Here is a 16,186-nt window from a genome sequence, read left to right on the forward strand (position 1 = left end):
CAGCTGGCCGGGGTATTCCGCTCCGGGCCGTGAAGTGCTGTAGTTGATATGCCGTCACAGGCAATCACTTCGAGGAAGAGGCCACCATGCGTGAACTGCTCATCGTCTTTCAGGAAGGATTCGACGAGGCCAACATCACCGTCATGGTCAACGGCAAGGAGGTCCGCCGCGATATGGGAGTGTCCACCAACCCGCTGCTGGGAGAAGCCTACGAAGCGTCCGTCGAGCTGCCCGCGAAAGGGGCGCAGGTGGGCGTGGAAGTCACCAACCGCGGCCTGAAAGCCATTACCAAAGTCAGCGGAAAGCCCAAAAGCCTGCTCGTGTCCATTGAGGACGACAAGCTGGTGATGCGCGAAGGGACGGGCCGGGAAGCCTACCTGTAGTTATTTCCCTAGCAATAATCCATTCACTGGAGTATTCTGGCGTTACCGCTCAGCTTCTGTGAACCTGGGCGGGCCAACTTTGAAAATGAGCCAAACAGCCGTCGGATGGCTAATTGGCGCGGGCTGCCGGGACAGCACACGGAGCAGCCAACGACGGCGGCACCCAAGCCGGGTGCCGCCGTCGTCGTTAATCTATGGCCAAGGCGAGCGTTGACCGCTAAGCCGAATACGCAGGGTAATCGGTGTAGCCTACAGGGCCATCTGCATAGAACGTGGACGCGTCAGGTTCATTCAGGGGGAGGCTTTCCTTCCAGCGCCGCGCGAGGTCCGGGTTGGCAATGGCGGGGCGTCCCACCACCACAGCGTCTGCATGGCCGTCGGCCACCAGCGCGGTTGCTTCCTCCAGCGTGGTCATGGCGCCGAAGCCCGAGTTCACCAGGAACGTGCCGTTGAAGCGCGTCCGGAGATCCTGGACCAGCTCGCTGGTGGGCTCGTGGTGCAGGATGCTGACGTAGGCGAGGTTGAGTGGCGCAATACTGTCCACCAGCACCTCGTAGGTGGCGCTGACATCGGCCGCATCCGTTTCGGCGATGCCCTGGACGCTGTGTTCCGGCGAGATGCGGATGCCCACGCGGTTCGAACCCACCGCGGCCACCACGGCGTTGACCGTTTCGATCACAAAGCGGGCCCGGTTTTCCGGCGAACCGCCGTAGCTGTCGTTGCGGACGTTGGAGTTCGGGGCCAGGAATTCGTGGAGAAGGTAGCCGTTGGCCGAGTGCAGCTCCACGCCGTCGAATCCCGCTTCAATGGCGTTGATCGAGCCGGTGACGATTTCCTGCATCACGACGGGCAGCTCACCGATGGTCAGTGCGTGCGGGACGGGGTACGGCTGCTTGCCGGACGGGGTACGGACCTCACCCTCGATGGCGACGGCACTCGGACCCACGATGGTGTGGCCACCGGTGATGTCCGCATGGGAAACCCGTCCGCCGTGCATGATCTGGGCGAATATCCGGCCGCCTTCAGCGTGCACCGCGTCGGTGACCTTCTTCCAGGCGGCTATCTGCTCCCCGGTGACGAGACCGGGCTGACCCGGGTAGGAGCGTCCGGCGGGGCTCGGGTAGGTGCCTTCGCTGACGATGAGTCCCAGGGATGCGCGCTGCCGGTAGTGCTCCACGACCAGGGGACCCGGAACACCGTCCTCGCCTGAGCGGAGACGGGTCAGTGGCGCCATTACCAGGCGGTTGGGCAGTTCAAGCTCGCCAAGACTTAAGGGGGAAAACAGCATGCGCAGTTCCTTTCGAGGTGAAATCGGTACTGCTGTGCCCAACTGCGCGGCGCGTGCAAGTATTCCGATGGAGGCGCGGATCACGCTCTGCTGGGGTGGCTTGGCGCGTTTGCGGGCGCGGTTGCCGGCCGTTCCATACGCCTCGCCGGATGCTTCCTATCGGGGCGATGCGACGCCCGGGCATCCTTGCCCCTGCGGGTTCTCGTTGCAGTCGTCGGCGTAGTTCCGGGTGATGGACCGCCAGACACTGATGGTCTGTGGTGGTGCGCTGAACTGGCCTTGGCCGGGTATTGGCAGCGGCGGTCCGTTGTTCACGGAATACGTGCCCTGGAAGGACGTAGTGAGGACCACTTGGAAGTCGCCAGTGTCCGCGTAGACGTGGCTTGTTCGGGTCTTTTCACCCCAGCGGTCCTGTGGCAGCGGCCCGCCCATGGAAGGCTGTGGACCGAAAACGGTACCGTCGCCGTAGTTCCAGGTGTATTGAACCGGCGTGGCGACCACATGCACCTTCTGCCCGAGCATCGTCACGTCAAACTGTTGCTCGGACGCGTCGGCATAGAAGTTCGTCTCAGCACCGCGGAGCGTATTTGGACTGGGCTGCGCGACGACGGCTCCTGCGTTGATCGGGAGGCTCTCGAACTGCTGCTGGATCTGGGCAGCAATGCGAGCCAGCACGTCCTCGGGGTGGGCATCATAGAGGCAAGTAGGTCCGGAGTGATAGGTCCAGGCAGGGTTAGGAACGCCGACCGGCGCCTTGAGCCAAATAACCGGAATTCCGTCTACGCCGTCGGGCCCGTTGACACACTCGAGCTGGTATCCAAGGCACACCGTGTCAAAGTCACCTCCACCGAGGTGGCACTGGAGCTCATACTTGTAGACGTTTGGATCCTTCTTGGTGTCCCCAGGTTCTTCCGGCCTCATATTCCCGGTCGAAGGATCGACGACATAAACAATTACACCGATACCCGAATTGTGAAAACCGGAGTCTGCATCGGTCCCCGTTGGCGTCGGATTGGGGAACGGAATGGCGATACCCAGCCCGACTACGAGCATCACTGTCGACAGTCGGTGAAAGACCCAGCCCATATTCATTAGCGGAGGGGATGGAGACCGGTAACGCGCCACGCGGCGTCCTGGAAACCAACCAGCAGGACGTTTCCACCATCAGAAGGCTCAGTGGGCGTTCTAAATTCCGACCCGCTGGGATCGTAATAGCTAATGGTCGACTGCTGCACCTGAACGATGACCTGGTAGGTCCCATCAGACCCGCGCTCAAAAGTAGTCGCTGACGACGGTATGACGATCTTGCCACCTGAGAGCCAGCGCCCGCCTTGATAATTGGTGGTCAGCGAGCCCGTTATGTTCGAACAGAATTGACAAGCCGGGGCTGTGACCGCCTGGATTCCTGCGATGTCGCCGGTCTGATAGGAATAATTGAGCTGCTCAAACCAGTACGCCGCGAACGCCTCCAGCCCTTCCTTCGTCTCCGTCTTGGCGACCTCGGGCAGCACCGGAACGGGTACGTTCTGAGCGCGGCCACTAGCCGAAGCGGGCACATAAGCAGGAGTCGCCGTCGGGGTCGGCGTTGCGCTGGGACTAGCCATTTGTGACGCGGACTCGGAGGCGGTGTCAGTGCCTCCAGGTGCTCCACCCGAGTTACAACCAGTCAAGAGCAAAGCAGACGCGGCAACAGCAGCAATAAGATGCATGCGCGAACGCCAGGCCGTGGAAGTGATGTGCGATGTCATGGGCAGCTAATCCCCCGATAGTTTCAAGACGCTTCGCTCCGAACAATGACTTAAGGGTAGCCCAGGACACATTTGAGCGATGAAAGTTATCCACAGCCACCCCGCCATCGGTTCTACCACCGGCAGAGGCCAATAAAAAGTCACACGGACAATCGCCCTCTCAGACCTTGGGGACGAATTCCCACGCCCCCCCTAGAATTCTTCTACCGAACGTAGAAGAATAGGCTGCATGATGTTTACGCACGCAGATGGCAACCCCGTTCTGGAGCTCGACGACGAGCAGTCCTGGAAACTCATAGAAGCCACAAGGCACGGCCGGCTGGTGGTCTCCGTTGCCGGCGAGCCGGATATTTTCCCTGTCAACTACCTCGCCTCGGACCGGAAGATCTACCTCCGCACCGCACCCGGCAACAAGCTGGCGCAGCTCACCATCAACTCCAGGGTGCTGCTTGAAACGGACGGCATCCTCTCGGACGAGGCCTGGTCGGTGGTGCTGCGCGGTACGGCGCGCGTCCTGACCAACTCAACGGAGCTCGCCGCCGTCGAAGAGCTGGGCCTGAAATCCTGGGTGCCGACCTTGAAGGATTTCTACGTGGAGATCGTGCCCACATCCGTCAGCGGCCGCCATTTTGAGCTGGGCGACCAGCCGGAGCGCGAAATCTAGGAGCTCCTAGACTGGAATCATGGCGGACAGGCTCACTCCTGAGCAGCGGAGCTGGAACATGTCCCGCATCGGGGGAAAGAACACCAAGCCGGAAATGCTGGTGCGCCGCCTCCTCCACGCCAAAGGCTACCGCTACCGCTTGCACGGCAGTGCCGGCCAAAGCCGCCTGCCCGGCCGCCCGGACCTGGTATTCGCCGGCCGGCGTAAGGTCATCTTCATCAACGGCTGCTTCTGGCACTTCCACGACTGCCGGGTAGGCCAGCACGCGCCCCAGGCGAACGCCGCCTTCTGGGAGGCCAAGCGAACCCGCACCAAAAACCGCGACGCCGATCAGCGCCATCAGTTGATAAGCGCCGGCTGGGAGGTGCTCACCGTGTGGGAGTGCGAGTTGAAGGACGGCTCCGCCCTCGAAGCCCACCTGGTGGAGTTCCTCGGCGCCCGACAAGCAGGCGGCAGGCAAGAAAGCGCCACCCAGAACATGAGCAAATCTTGAGCCTTTGCCCCCGCCCGAATTGATCGGCGCCCGCAAAGATGAACTCCTATGAAAAACCCGCAGTCTCCTCAGGAATCCCGCAGTCCTTGTCCCGAACGGCTGCATCTCCAGGGAACAGACTTACGCTGAAAGTGGATACAAACCCGAGTCAGCGCACCCTATCGGGGCGGCAGATGCGAGCGGAAGGGACGGAAATGGCTCCATCCGATGACGCAGGGCGCCCCCTGGTAGATCCCTCCGTCCTTGACCGGCTGCGCGTCGAACTCGACGAGGATGAGGGCTACTGCAGCGTCTTCGTGGGAAATTTTATCGATTGCCTGCCGTTGCGGATCGGCAAGCTGCGGCTCGCTCTTACCACCGGAGACCTGGACGGGGCCGTGGACGCGATCCTGAGCCTCAAGACATCGAGCCAGATGGTGGGCGCAGAGCGGCTGGCCGGGCTGGCCATGGACCTCGAACGTTCCATCCGGGAAGAATCACCGCGTTCGGAACCGTCCGTTGCGCTGCCGCGGCTGGCCGTCAACTACCTCCGGCCGATCAACCAGTGCAGCCGCCAGACCCTGCACAGGCTCCAGGCTCAGCGCCCGCCAGGCGCCAACCGGTAACCCACGCCGCGGACCGTCTGCAGCCAGCGCGGTTGCTGCGGTGAATCACCAAGTTTCTTCCGGAGGTTGCCCATGTGCACCTCCACCGAACGTTCATCCGCCTCGCTGATGTAACTTCCGACGTCGTAATCCTCGTCCCGGAGCCGACGCACCAAATCCGATTTGGTCCGGACAGTCCGTCCCGCCTCGAGCAGGGCATACAGGAGTTCGAACTCGGTCCGGGTCAGGTTGAGTTCCTGGCCGTCCACACTGACAGACCGTGAGGCGTAGCTCAGATCCAATCCATTGTGGCTGTAGTGACCGTTTCCGCTGCCAGTATCGGCGTCCGCCGGGCGATCAGAAACAGGAGCGCTCTCCCCCGCGTCCGGAAGTGACCGGGGGCGGCGCATCATTGCCGCGATCCGCGCGCGGAGTTCGCGGGGGCGGAAAGGCTTGGTGAGGTAGTCGTCAGCCCCGGACTCGAGACCGATCAACGTATCAAGTTCTTCAGCCCGAGCCGTGAGCATCACGATGTAGGCATCCGAGAACTCGCGGATCTGGCGGGAGACCTCGAACCCGTCGATATCCGGCAATCCCAAATCGAGCGTTATGACGTCAGGATTCAAGGTCCTCGCAGCCTTAACCCCTTCGGAGCCGCTGCCGGCCACGGTGACGTCAAAACCCGCCTGCGTCAGGACCGTGCGTACCAATTCCCGGATATCCTGATCATCTTCGATGACCAGGCCCACTCGCGCTTCACTCATACCAGCCCCCTCGCCAGCTTGACAACGTGAGAAGTATAGCTCGCTGCCGATATCCTGCTGGTATGCATTCCCCTATCCTCCCACTTCAGACCGACGTTCATGAGTGAACCCGTAACGTGGGCCGCCGGTCGCCTCAGGTTTTTCCGGCGGCCCTTCCATGAATACCGTCTGACGGACAGGGTTGCCCTCAGCCAAACGCCGCTCTTCGTCACCACCCTCCTTACGGCATTCCTCACCTGGGCGTTCTTTCCGGGGACGATGAACAACCCCCTCTTCCAGGCTTTCCTCGCTTCCCAGCTGGCGCTCATGGCACTGTGCTATCTGGTGCCATGGGACCGCCTGCCGTACACCAGCTTTCTGTTCATCCCGCTTTTGGACTTCGTCTCCATCGCGGTAGGCAGGGAAGGCGGACAGGAGAGCCTGACCGGAATCAGCCTGTTGGCGGTTTTCCCCGTCATCTGGCTGTGCGCCTCAGGTTATTACCCGCGCGCCTCCTTGTGGCTGTCGTTCTTCGGACCCCTGGCCATCATCTGGGTTCCGCTGCTGATCCACGGCGACGTGTCCGGTCCCAGCCTGGTCAAGTCCCTCCTCCTCCCCGTCATGATGCTCGGAATCGGTGCATCAGTCAGCGTGCTGACCCTGAGCACGACCCGGCAGCAGCGGAGCCTGGAGGAGAAGGACGAGCAGCTCCAAGCCAGCCTGCTCAGCACCAGACGGCAGGAGGCCTTGCTCAACTCCGTTCTTGATACTGTGCACCTGGGCGTCCTCGCCGTCGACGCGGACGGCCACGACATCCTGATGAACCGCAAACAACGCGCCAACCACGAGCTGGCACGGCCAAAAGACATCGACGATCCCAACGAGTCCCAGCTGCTGGTCTTCGCCGCAGACCGTACCACCCCTGTTCCGGTGGAGGACCGCCCGGTGCGCAGGGCTGTCCTGGGCGAGACGTTCACGGACTACCTGGTCTGGCTGGGCGCAGGCAAGGAGCAGCGGGCCATCACCACCAGCGCCCGGGCCATGACGGACCCGGACGGGAAGTTCGCGGGCTCGGTGATCGTCTTCAGTGATGTGACCGACCTGGTGGACGCCCTGGCCGCCAAGGATGATTTCGTCGCCAGCGTGTCCCACGAATTCAGGACTCCCCTGACCTCCATCCTGGGCTACGTGGAACTTCTCCTGGAGGACGATCCCGGCAACGACCAACTGGAGCCGCTGAACATCATCAAGCGCAATTCAGAAAGGCTTCTTACCTTGGTGTCCGACCTCCTCGCCACCAGGAACGGGCAACTGATCGTGACCCCGCACGCCGTCGACGTCGCTGAACTGGTGCGCGCCAGCGTGTCCGCCGCGATGCCCCGGGCCGACGCCTCCCGCGTGGCGTTGAAAGCCGAAACACCAGCCAAGCTGGAGGCCCATGTGGACGGCCCCCGCATCTCCCAGGTGCTGGATAACCTGGTCTCCAATGCGATCAAGTACTCGCCCGACGGCGGCAATGTGCTGGTGTCCTTGGAGCACGATGACGGCCACCTCGCCTGCCGCGTCAGCGATACCGGCATGGGCATGAGCGCCGATGACCAGTCCCACGTGTTTGCCAAGTTCTTCCGGACCAGCAACGTTCGCCGGACAGCCATTCCCGGCGTCGGCCTGGGCCTGCCCATCAGCAAGGCCATTGTGGAGGCCCACGGCGGAACCATCCAGGTGGAAAGCAAACTGGGCCAGGGCACCACATTCACGTTCCGGGTGCCGGTCTAGCCTCCCGCGCGGGCAGCCCGGACCACTTCACCCCAGGACTGCCGTGCCAGCTCCGCCACCGCTGCCAGGATGTCCGACGGCGGCAGCGACAGATCCAGCGGAAACTCCACAATGTCGATGTCAGTGTTCAGGATCCGCCGCAGCTTCATCTCGCCCGCCCCCGCATAGATCAGCCAGGCGGTGGGCACACCCAGGGCGGTGCAGTGGGCAAGCATCTGGTAGTGGTCGGCGGTCAGGGAGGCGCCCAGGTCCGTGGCGGCCTTGTACTTTGCGTTGTAGACCACCACGGGGCGGCCGCCCAACAGGTGCACGGCATCCGGGCGCACGGACAGCCGGTCGGCATCATGGACGGCTTCGCTGAGGAGTGCGTTGTACTGCATCCGCATCTCCCCCGGATACGCCGCCATGGCCTCGCGGAGCGCCTGGCCCACAAAATCCTCGAACACCTGGGCCATGTCCACCACAAACGACGCCGTCTGCTGCTTCCCCTCCCCCGCCTCCGCGGAGGCATTCTTCAGGATCAGCTCAGCGAGGCGCAGCACTGACTGGTAGCGGACGTTCATCCTGCTGGGGGTCCATGGCGGCAGGGGCGCACCGGCTGGAAGGCGGGTGACGGCGTCGAGCTTTCCCTTCAGCTGCCGCAAGCGGCTCAGCACTTCGGGGCGGACCCGCGGCACCTGGCCCATCCGCTCCAGCGCGGCGCGCAGGATCCGGTTTTCGGCGATGTCCTCGGTGAACTCGTCGTAGGACACTTCCAGCGGCACCAGCATGCCGGGGCGCCGGGAGATCTGGTCGGAAATCCGGATGCGGCCCTTGACCGTGCGGAGGGACTCATCAACGGTCAGGTAGCCCTGCAACACGCCCCGTCCCAGCGCACGCTCCGCCAGCTGGGCGAGGGATTCCGCCAGCGCGCTCCAGAGTTCGCGGTCCTCGGCGGCGGCCACGGAATCGGCCCGGAAGCCCTGCTTACCGGCGTAGCTGAGGAGGAAGAGCAGCCGGCTCAGGCCCAGCCGGTCCTTGGGGCGCACATCCAGCTGCAGGGTGGCCGTGCGGACCGACCCCACCTTGCCTGCGGGCTCGATCCGGTACAAACCCATGCCCAGCGGGGAAGCCTTGGCCAGCCCGCTGGCGTTCACGAAGGCAGCGCTGGCCGCATCAAGGCGTTCCACGGTGCCTTTGGACAGCTCGTCGAGGACCAGATGGCGCGCTGTGGAGCCGCGGCCACGTTGCAGTGCGCCACCCAATGCTGCGCCGCCCTGTTCGGCGCCGCCTAATGCCGCGCCGCCGTGCGCGGGAGTGTAGGTTGGTTTAGCTGGTAACAAGGCGTCCCAGCAGCTGCTCCAGCCCGAACCGCTCCTCCAGCTGCGCCCGGGTCAGCTGGCCGTGGTAGTGCTCTTCCAGCAGCGGCATCAGTTCGTATTTCCAGATCCGGCGCAGCCCCGCCGGCGTCTGGGCGGCCGTCTTCATGAAGTACGACGGGCCGATCATCAGGTCCCGGTCCCACTCGTCGATGGCGGCGTTGAGCGCATCAAGCAGCAGCGCCGGCGTGGTGTCCAGGTCCCGCGCCTGCAGGAACCGCAGCAGCGACCCCTTCACGGGCTCCGTCTGCGGATGCAGCTCGATGAACGCGAACCGGCGGCGGATGGCGGCATCCATCATGGCGATGGACCGGTCCGCGGTGTTCATGGTGCCGATGATGTACAGGTTGTCAGGCAGCGTAAACGGCTCGTTGGGGCTGTACTGCAGGTAGATCCGGTCGTCACGGTATTCCAGCAGGAAGTAGAGCTCGCCGAACACCTTGGCCAGGTTGGCGCGGTTCATCTCGTCAATGATCAGGAAGTAGGGCTTCTTCTCGTTCCCGGGCTTGGCGGCTTCCTCGGCCAGCCGGCGCAGCGGTCCCGCCACGAGCTTGAAGGACACCTGGCCCTCGTCAGTCTTGTCCGGCCGGTAGCCCTCGAAAAAGTCCTCATACGCGTACGAGGGGTGGAACTGCACCAGCTTCACCCGCTCATCCGTGCTGTCCTGGGCCAGCTCCGCCGCGAGGTGCTTGGCCAGGTACGTCTTGCCCGTTCCGGGCGGCCCGTACAGGACAAGCTGGCGATTCTCCTCCAGCAGTTCCGCGATCTCCTGCAGCGGCTCAAGGTCCATGTGCAGCGAACCCGCGAAGTCGCGGCTCAGCGGGCGGAAGCCCTCCTCCACAGGGGGCACGACGACGGCAGGTACGGCGGCGTCGTCGTCCCCCGGTTCCGCCTCGGCAGGCACGAGCGCCTGGAGCGCCTGCACCACTTTGGTGACGTCAACAACGATCCCCGAGGTGGCCAGCTGCCGCTGGACGTGACGGGGCAGGTCTGCGGTGGCGTGGCCGTCGTCGTCCAGCCAGCGCACCTTGCGCCGCAGGCGGCGGTTGTCATCGTTGTGCTCAGGCTCGCCCAGCACCACGCCCAGCCGCACGGTGCCGGCGTGCTGGAACAGAACCAGGTCGCCGGGCTTCATGACGGTGAGGAAGGCGAACACCGCCGTTTTGGTGTCCTCCCGCTCCACGTAGCCCAGGTGCTTGTAGTCCTCGTCCACCGCGTGCTGCACCAGCCCAGCGGTCACGCCGGGGTCCAGGTGGCGGAGATGTTCGACGTCGAGCGTCACCTTCTCCTCGTCCTGCCACGCGGTGAGGAGCTCGGAATTGTCGCTGTGGGTACGCAGCAGCCACGCGCGGCGCCCTGGGTCCCCGACTTTGCGCCACTGGCTGACCAGCTGGCGGGCGTACCAGTCAATGCGCTGGCCGGCCTGTTCATCCAGGTGCAGGCGGATGCGGTGGATGTCCGCGGTGATGTCTTCGTCGCTGTCGCCCTTGGCCCCGCCCACCAGGGAGGCGAAGGCGTCCCGGATTTCCTGCCGCTCCACGTCCGCCACGACGGGCTCGAAGTAGCTGGGCCAAGCAAGGTATTCGATGCTGCGGCGGATGGCGGGTTGGTCCCCCGGGGTGCCCGCGGCGAGCTCGTGGAACTTGAGTGGGTCCTTCAGCGCCTTGGTGATGGCAGCCGGAACCTGCTGGTCCACATGCTGCACAAACCGGCAAAGCCATTTGAGGTGGTCCCAGATGGTCCAGTTGAATTCGGCCGTGCGGTCCCTGATCACGCCGTGGTCCGTCATGCCCTTGTAGAGTTCCTCGGGCAGCTCCAGCGGTGCTTCAAGGGGTGTCTCCAGCCACGACGCGGCCTCGGCCACGCGGGCCCGTTTAACCTTGAGCGACTTGACCTCGTGGGCCAAGGGCAGCGACTGCAGGAAGAGCAGCTCCACGGCCAGCTGCTTGGCCTCCCGGGAGGCGTCTTCGAGGTTCTGCCGGAGGTTGGTCATCATGGGCGCCTTGGCATCCGCGGCTCCCCGATCCAGGCGTTCCAGCAGCTCGGCCGCAGCCTCCGCAGTCCAGGTCAGGGTGTTCCCGTCCAAAGCTGACGGCTTGCCCTGCAAGCCAGGTCCCAGCACAAACCAGGCCGCGTCCTCGATCTCCTTTGAGACACCGAGGGCGCGGTGCATGGCAGTCTTGGGGTTTGGGGTCATGGGTTCAAATTTACAGGCTCAAGCTGGATGCCTGCTCCGAAGTCCTTGGCGGTGTGCAGTTAGGAGGGGTGCTATTTGACGGCTCCGGCACCGGCTCCGGGCCGCTTGCGCCCAAGAATGAAATAGCCCATCGGCCCGATGAAATTGATCAGGGCAGCCACACGCCAGGCCGCCTTTGGCCCGTTAATTTGGTCAGCCGGGCGCTTGGAGATGTCCCGCTGGGCGGCCAACATCAGCGCCACCTGCCCTATCCCGATGGCCACAAATCCTGCCCGTGCCGCCGGTGACATCTCTTTCCAGGTCTTTTTGTTTTTCTTGGCCATGGTCAACGCTCCTTAGTGGATATTCACAGTTTCCGGTGTTCGCCGTGCCTGCGCAACGGGTGCGCAGGCCCGAACGTACACGGTTCAAAACGTAAACGGCGCCAGCCGCTCCTTTTGCTCCGGCGTCAGGCGCAGGACGCGGCCGGAGGCCTCGTCCACAAACGCCAGGTGGCTGCTGGCCCGGACGCACTCCTCGCGGGTGACCGGGTCCTGCACCACGTAGTGGATGTCGAAACTGGCGCCCTTCACCGCGCCGATCCACAACTGGACCACTGCCGGGACGTTGCGGTATTCGAGCGTCCTGACGTAGCGGATCTTGTGGTCCACCACCAGTGCCAGCGTCCCCTCCGGCACGTCATTGAAGAGCGACACTTCCGGCTCGACGCCGGGCAGGCCGGTGCCCCGGGGAGGCCCGAAGGCTGTAATCCGCGCCTCCTCGAGGATCCGGACAATCTGGACGTTGTTGATGTGCCCGTAAGCGTCCATGTCACCCCAGCGCATCGGGACCAGGACCTCAATGCGCCGGGGATCGGGGATGCTTTGACCGCGGGCGGACGGGTGCTCGGTCGGGGTGCCGTCGCTCCCCGCCCCGGTTCCGGCCCCGGCTCCGGTTCCCAGCGCGCTCAGCTGTGGACCGCCGTCGAATCGTCCACAACGGATTCTTCAGCCTCGGCACCCTCGAACTGGGACATGTACAGCCGGTAGTAAGCACCCTCAGCCGCCAGCAGGGTCTTGTGGTTGCCCTGCTCCACGATCTTGCCGTTCTCCATCACCAGGATGGTGTCGGCATCCCGGATCGTGGAGAGCCGGTGGGCGATCACAAAGCTGGTGCGGTCCGTCCGCAGCGCCGCCATGGCCTTCTGGACCAGCAGCTCGGTGCGCGTATCCACCGAACTGGTTGCCTCGTCCAGGATGAGCAGCGACGGGTTAGCCACAAATGCGCGGGCGATGGTGATCAGCTGCTTCTCACCGGCGCTGACGTTGTTGCCTTCCTCATCGATCACGGTGTCGTAGCCATCCGGCAGGGCGCGAACAAAGCGGTCCACGAAGGTGGCCTTGGCGGCTGCCATAACCTGCTCCTCGGTGGCGTCCAGGTTGCCGTACCGGATGTTGTCGTAAATTGAACCGCCAAACAGCCACGCATCCTGGAGCACCATACCCACCTTGGACCGCAGCTCGGACCGGCTCAGGTGCGTGACATCCACGCCGTCCAGGGTGATGGACCCTGAGTTGAGCTCGTAGAAGCGCATCACGAGGTTCACCAGGGTGGTTTTACCAGCCCCCGTGGGACCAACAATCGCCACGGTGTGCCCAGGTTCTGCCGTGAAGGACAAATTTTCGATCAGCGGCCTGTCCTCGGTGTAACTGAACGTGACGTCCTTGAACTCCACATGCCCGTCGGTCTTGGCCGGCAGGTGCTCGGTGGCGGTCTCGGAGTCCTGCTCATCGGCGTCGAGGAATTCAAAGACCCGCTCCGAGGACGCCACGCCGGACTGCAGCATGTTGGCCATGCCGGCCATCTGGCCCAGCGGCTGGGTGAACTCGCGCGAGTACTGGATGAACGCCGTGGCGTCGCCCAGGGACATCGAGCCCGAGGCCACCCGGAGGCCACCCACCACGGCGATGCCCACATAGCTGAGGTAAGAAACGAACTGCATGACCGGGAAGATCATGCCGGAGACGAACTGGGCTCCGAAGCTGGCCTTGTAGAGGGCCTCGTTCCGCTCTTCGAAGCGTTCCAGCATGTCAGCGTCACGGCCGAAGACCCGCACAAGGTCGTGCCCGGAGAAGGATTCCTCGATCTGGCCGTTCAGCTCGCCCGTGTTCTTCCATTGGGCGGCAAAGAGCTTCTGGCTGCGCGAGCCGATCAGGCCGGCAGCCACGCCGGACAGCGGCAGCGCCACGAGGGCGATGAGGGCGAGCTGCCAGGAGACGATGAACATCATGATGACGATGCCGATGACAGTCAGCAGCGAGCTGATCAGCTGCGCAAAGGCCTGCTGCAGCGCCTGCTGGACGTTATCGACGTCGTTCGTTACCCGGGAGAGGACGTCGCCGCGCTGGCGGGTGTCGAAGTAGTTCAGCGGGAGCCGGTTCAGCTTCTTTTCGGTGTCGTCCCGAAGCCTGCGGATCACCTTCATAACGATGCGGTTCAGCACGTAGCCCTGCAGCCAGAGGAAGATGTTGGCCACAAAATACATCAGCAGCACGATGGCGATCAGGACGGAGAGTTTCTGGAAGTTGATCCCGGTGCCCGGAACCAGCTCCATCCGGGACACCATGTCCGCGAAGTTATCCTGCCCCTGCTGGCGCAGGCCTTCAACGAACTCGGCCTTGCTCGCGCCCGCGGGGAGCTGCTTGCCCACTACGCCGCCGAAGATGACGTCCATGGCTTGGCCCAGGATCTTGGGGGCAATAACGTTCAGAACCACCGAGACCACCACCAGGGCCACCACGGCGTAGATGCCCACAGCTTCAGGCTTCAGGAGCCCCAGCAGGCGATTCGCCGAGGGCCAGAAGTTCTCGGCTTTCTTGGCGGGCATGCCGCCGAACATGTCGCCGTCGGCCTCGGAAGGTTTGTATTCCTCCTCGAAGAACTCGTCGTCCTCCAGGAGGTCTTCGGGGGTTGCGGTGCCGGTGCTTGTTTCCTTGACCTCAGCCGGTGTCGAGTCCCTCTTGGCGGCGCTCATGCCATTTCCTCCACGCTCAGCTGGGATTCAACAATTTCCTGGTAGGTGGGTGAGGTTTCCAGGAGCTCCTCATGCGTTCCGCGGTCCACAATCCGGCCGTTGTCCAGGACCAGGATCTGGTCTGCGTCGGTGATGGTGGAGATCCGCTGGGCCACGATGATCACGGTGGCGTCGGCGGTGGTCTGTTTCAGCGCGGCGCGGAGCCTGGCGTCGGTTGCCACGTCCAGCGCCGAGAACGAATCGTCAAAGAGGTAGACCTTGGGTTTGGTGATCAACGCACGGGCGATGCAGAGCCGCTGTCGCTGGCCGCCGGAGACATTGGTGCCGCCCTGCGCGATGCGGGCGTTCAGTCCGTTCTTCTTCTCGCGGACAAAGTCCCCGCCCTGGGCGATCTGCAGCGCGTCCCAGAGTTCCTGGTCCGTGGCTTCGGTCTTGCCGAAGCGCAGGTTGTGCTCGATGGTGCCCGAGAAGAGGTACGGCCGCTGCGGTACCAGGGCCACGCGCTTGGTGATCTCGGCACGGTCCAGGTTGCTGACGGAGACGCCGTCCAGGAGGACTTCGCCCTCGGCGATGTCGTAGAGGCGCGGCAGCAGGGCAAGCAGCGAGGTCTTGCCTGCACCGGTGGAACCGATGATGGCAACGGTCTCGCCCGGCTTGGCGGTGAAGCTGATGTTGCTCAGCACCGGCGACTCAGCACCGGGGTAGGCAAAGGTGACGTTCCGGTACTCCACTACCCCGGCCAGTGTGGCGGGAGTTTCGGGACGCTCGGGATCGTGGATGGAGGGTTCGACGTCGAGCACTTCACCGATGCGGTCCGCGCAGACGGAGGCGCGCGGGATCATCATGGCCATGAATGTGCCCATCATGACGGCGATCAAGATCTGGAGCAGGTACTGCAGGAAGGCGGTCAGGGCGCCCACCTGCATCTCGCCTGAATCCACGCGCTGGCCGCCAAACCACAGCACCGCGGCTGTGGACAGGTGAAGGATCATGCCGATGGCCGGGAACATCAGGACAAACAACGCACCGATCTTCAGGGAGACGTCGGTCAGGTCTTTGTTGGCAACGCCGAAACGCTCCGTTTCGTAGGGTTCCCGGACAAAGGCCCGGACCACCCGGATGCCGATGATCTGCTCGCGCAGGACAGCGTTGATGCGGTCGATCTTCTTCTGCATGGAACGGAACAGGGGCATCAGCCGGACCACCAGGTAGCCCACCACCACGATCAGGACGGGCACGGAGACCCAGACCAGCCACGACAGGCTGATGTCCTCGCGCAGCGCCATGATGATGCCGCCGATGCACATGATGGGCGTGGCCACCATGAAGTTCAGGCCCATCAGCACCAGCATCTGGACCTGCTGGACGTCGTTGGTGCCACGGGTGATGAGGGTGGGGGCGCCGAACGTGTTCACGTCCTTGGCGGAGAAACTGGTGACCTTGCGGAACACCCCGCGGCGCAGATCGCGGCCCACGGCCATGGCCGCTTTGGAGCCGTAGTAGACGCCAGCAATGGCGGTGCCCACCTGGACAATGGCAACCAGCAGCATCACGGACCCGGTCCGCCAAATGAAATCCGTATCCCCGCGGGAAACGCCTTCGTCGATGATCTGGGCATTGAGGCTCGGCAGGTAGAGCGCTGCGATAGTGGACGCCAGCTGGAACACGACGACGGCCACGATATATGGCGTATACGGTTTGGCGTAGCGCCGTATGAGGGTGAGGAGCATGCCCGTGAATCCTTCGGAAGAGAGCGCGAAATGATGAGGATAAGTAGTAACAGACGGGGCTGACATTTCTCAGCCTACCTACTCTACGAAATCCGTTGCCCGGGCGAAACATCAACGGCAAATATCATCCGATCGGCGTACTCCCCCACACGTTCCCCCGACCACCCACCTGCGCGAACGGACACTTGCGGCCCCGGATCCCAAGGGCC

At 63.6% G+C, this 16,186-nt stretch carries 15 protein-coding genes; 5 read left to right on the forward strand and 10 right to left on the reverse strand.

Translation table 11 applies throughout. The annotated features are described in order from the left end of the window. Nucleotides 1–86 precede the first annotated feature (86 nt). Entirely contained in the window at nt 87–383 is a 297-nt protein-coding gene (locus ACZYZ4_RS14470) for a hypothetical protein (protein ID WP_463861963.1), read from the forward strand. A gap of 217 nt (nt 384–600) precedes the next feature. Here ACZYZ4_RS14470 and ACZYZ4_RS14475 read toward each other — a convergent pair whose 3' ends face one another. The 3 genes from ACZYZ4_RS14475 to ACZYZ4_RS14485 all read right to left on the reverse strand — a co-directional run bounded on the left by ACZYZ4_RS14475 (nt 601) and on the right by ACZYZ4_RS14485 (nt 3,419). Further along, nucleotides 601–1,671 (reverse strand): alkene reductase, encoded by a 1,071-nt coding sequence (locus ACZYZ4_RS14475; RefSeq protein WP_463861965.1) that lies wholly within the window; start codon nt 1,669–1,671, stop codon nt 601–603. Nucleotides 1,672–1,827: 156 nt separating this feature from the next. Beyond that, a complete protein-coding gene (locus ACZYZ4_RS14480; protein WP_463861967.1) occupies nt 1,828–2,592 on the reverse strand; it encodes a PKD domain-containing protein in 765 nt (254 codons plus the stop codon). A gap of 170 nt (nt 2,593–2,762) precedes the next feature. Then, nucleotides 2,763–3,419: a DUF6318 family protein gene (locus tag ACZYZ4_RS14485; RefSeq protein ID WP_463861969.1), complete on the reverse strand. Its 657-nt coding sequence runs from the start codon at nt 3,417–3,419 to the stop codon at nt 2,763–2,765. A 229-nt stretch (nt 3,420–3,648) separates the two neighbouring features. Here ACZYZ4_RS14485 and ACZYZ4_RS14490 point away from each other — a divergent pair, with 229 nt between their 5' ends. The 3 genes from ACZYZ4_RS14490 (at nt 3,649) to ACZYZ4_RS14500 (ending at nt 5,181) form a co-directional block, all read left to right on the forward strand. After that, the gene (locus ACZYZ4_RS14490) at nt 3,649–4,083 is read left to right on the forward strand and encodes a pyridoxamine 5'-phosphate oxidase family protein (RefSeq protein ID WP_463861971.1); all 435 of its coding nucleotides are present in this window, start codon (nt 3,649–3,651) and stop codon (nt 4,081–4,083) included. A 19-nt stretch (nt 4,084–4,102) separates the two neighbouring features. After that, the gene (locus tag ACZYZ4_RS14495) at nt 4,103–4,576 is read left to right on the forward strand and encodes a very short patch repair endonuclease (protein WP_463861973.1); all 474 of its coding nucleotides are present in this window, start codon (nt 4,103–4,105) and stop codon (nt 4,574–4,576) included. A gap of 194 nt (nt 4,577–4,770) precedes the next feature. After that, complete coding sequence (locus ACZYZ4_RS14500) at nt 4,771–5,181, forward strand: Hpt domain-containing protein (protein WP_463861975.1); 411 nt, start codon at nt 4,771–4,773, stop codon at nt 5,179–5,181. Here ACZYZ4_RS14500 and ACZYZ4_RS14505 read toward each other — a convergent pair. Continuing rightward, complete coding sequence (locus ACZYZ4_RS14505; RefSeq protein WP_463861977.1) at nt 5,154–5,924, reverse strand: response regulator transcription factor; 771 nt, start codon at nt 5,922–5,924, stop codon at nt 5,154–5,156. The genes ACZYZ4_RS14500 and ACZYZ4_RS14505 overlap by 28 nt on opposite strands. A 99-nt stretch (nt 5,925–6,023) precedes the next feature. On the opposite strand from ACZYZ4_RS14505, the gene ACZYZ4_RS14510 reads away from it, so the two are divergent. Continuing rightward, a complete protein-coding gene (locus tag ACZYZ4_RS14510) occupies nt 6,024–7,679 on the forward strand; it encodes a sensor histidine kinase (RefSeq protein WP_463861978.1) in 1,656 nt (551 codons plus the stop codon). On the opposite strand, the gene ACZYZ4_RS14515 is transcribed toward ACZYZ4_RS14510, so the two are convergent. From ACZYZ4_RS14515 to ACZYZ4_RS14540, 6 genes are all read right to left on the reverse strand, one after another. Beyond that, entirely contained in the window at nt 7,676–8,911 is a 1,236-nt protein-coding gene (locus ACZYZ4_RS14515; RefSeq protein WP_463862017.1) for a 5-methylcytosine restriction system specificity protein McrC, read from the reverse strand. The genes ACZYZ4_RS14510 and ACZYZ4_RS14515 overlap by 4 nt on opposite strands. 76 nt (nt 8,912–8,987) lie before the next feature. Further along, complete coding sequence (locus tag ACZYZ4_RS14520) at nt 8,988–11,234, reverse strand: McrB family protein (RefSeq protein WP_463861979.1); 2,247 nt, start codon at nt 11,232–11,234, stop codon at nt 8,988–8,990. A 71-nt stretch (nt 11,235–11,305) separates the two neighbouring features. After that, the gene (locus ACZYZ4_RS14525) at nt 11,306–11,557 is read right to left on the reverse strand and encodes a PLDc N-terminal domain-containing protein (RefSeq protein ID WP_463861981.1); all 252 of its coding nucleotides are present in this window, start codon (nt 11,555–11,557) and stop codon (nt 11,306–11,308) included. A gap of 84 nt (nt 11,558–11,641) precedes the next feature. Next, entirely contained in the window at nt 11,642–12,058 is a 417-nt protein-coding gene (locus ACZYZ4_RS14530; protein ID WP_463861983.1) for an acyl-CoA thioesterase, read from the reverse strand. 122 nt (nt 12,059–12,180) lie between these two features. Further along, entirely contained in the window at nt 12,181–14,112 is a 1,932-nt protein-coding gene (locus ACZYZ4_RS14535) for an ABC transporter ATP-binding protein (RefSeq protein WP_463862019.1), read from the reverse strand. A gap of 131 nt (nt 14,113–14,243) precedes the next feature. Continuing rightward, nucleotides 14,244–15,977 carry an ABC transporter ATP-binding protein gene (locus tag ACZYZ4_RS14540; protein ID WP_463861985.1) on the reverse strand — a complete coding sequence of 578 codons (1,734 nt, stop codon included), beginning with the start codon at nt 15,975–15,977 and terminating at the stop codon, nt 14,244–14,246. Between the last annotated feature and the right edge of the window lie 209 nt (nt 15,978–16,186).

It is taken from the genome of Pseudarthrobacter adonitolis (assembly GCF_055412845.1).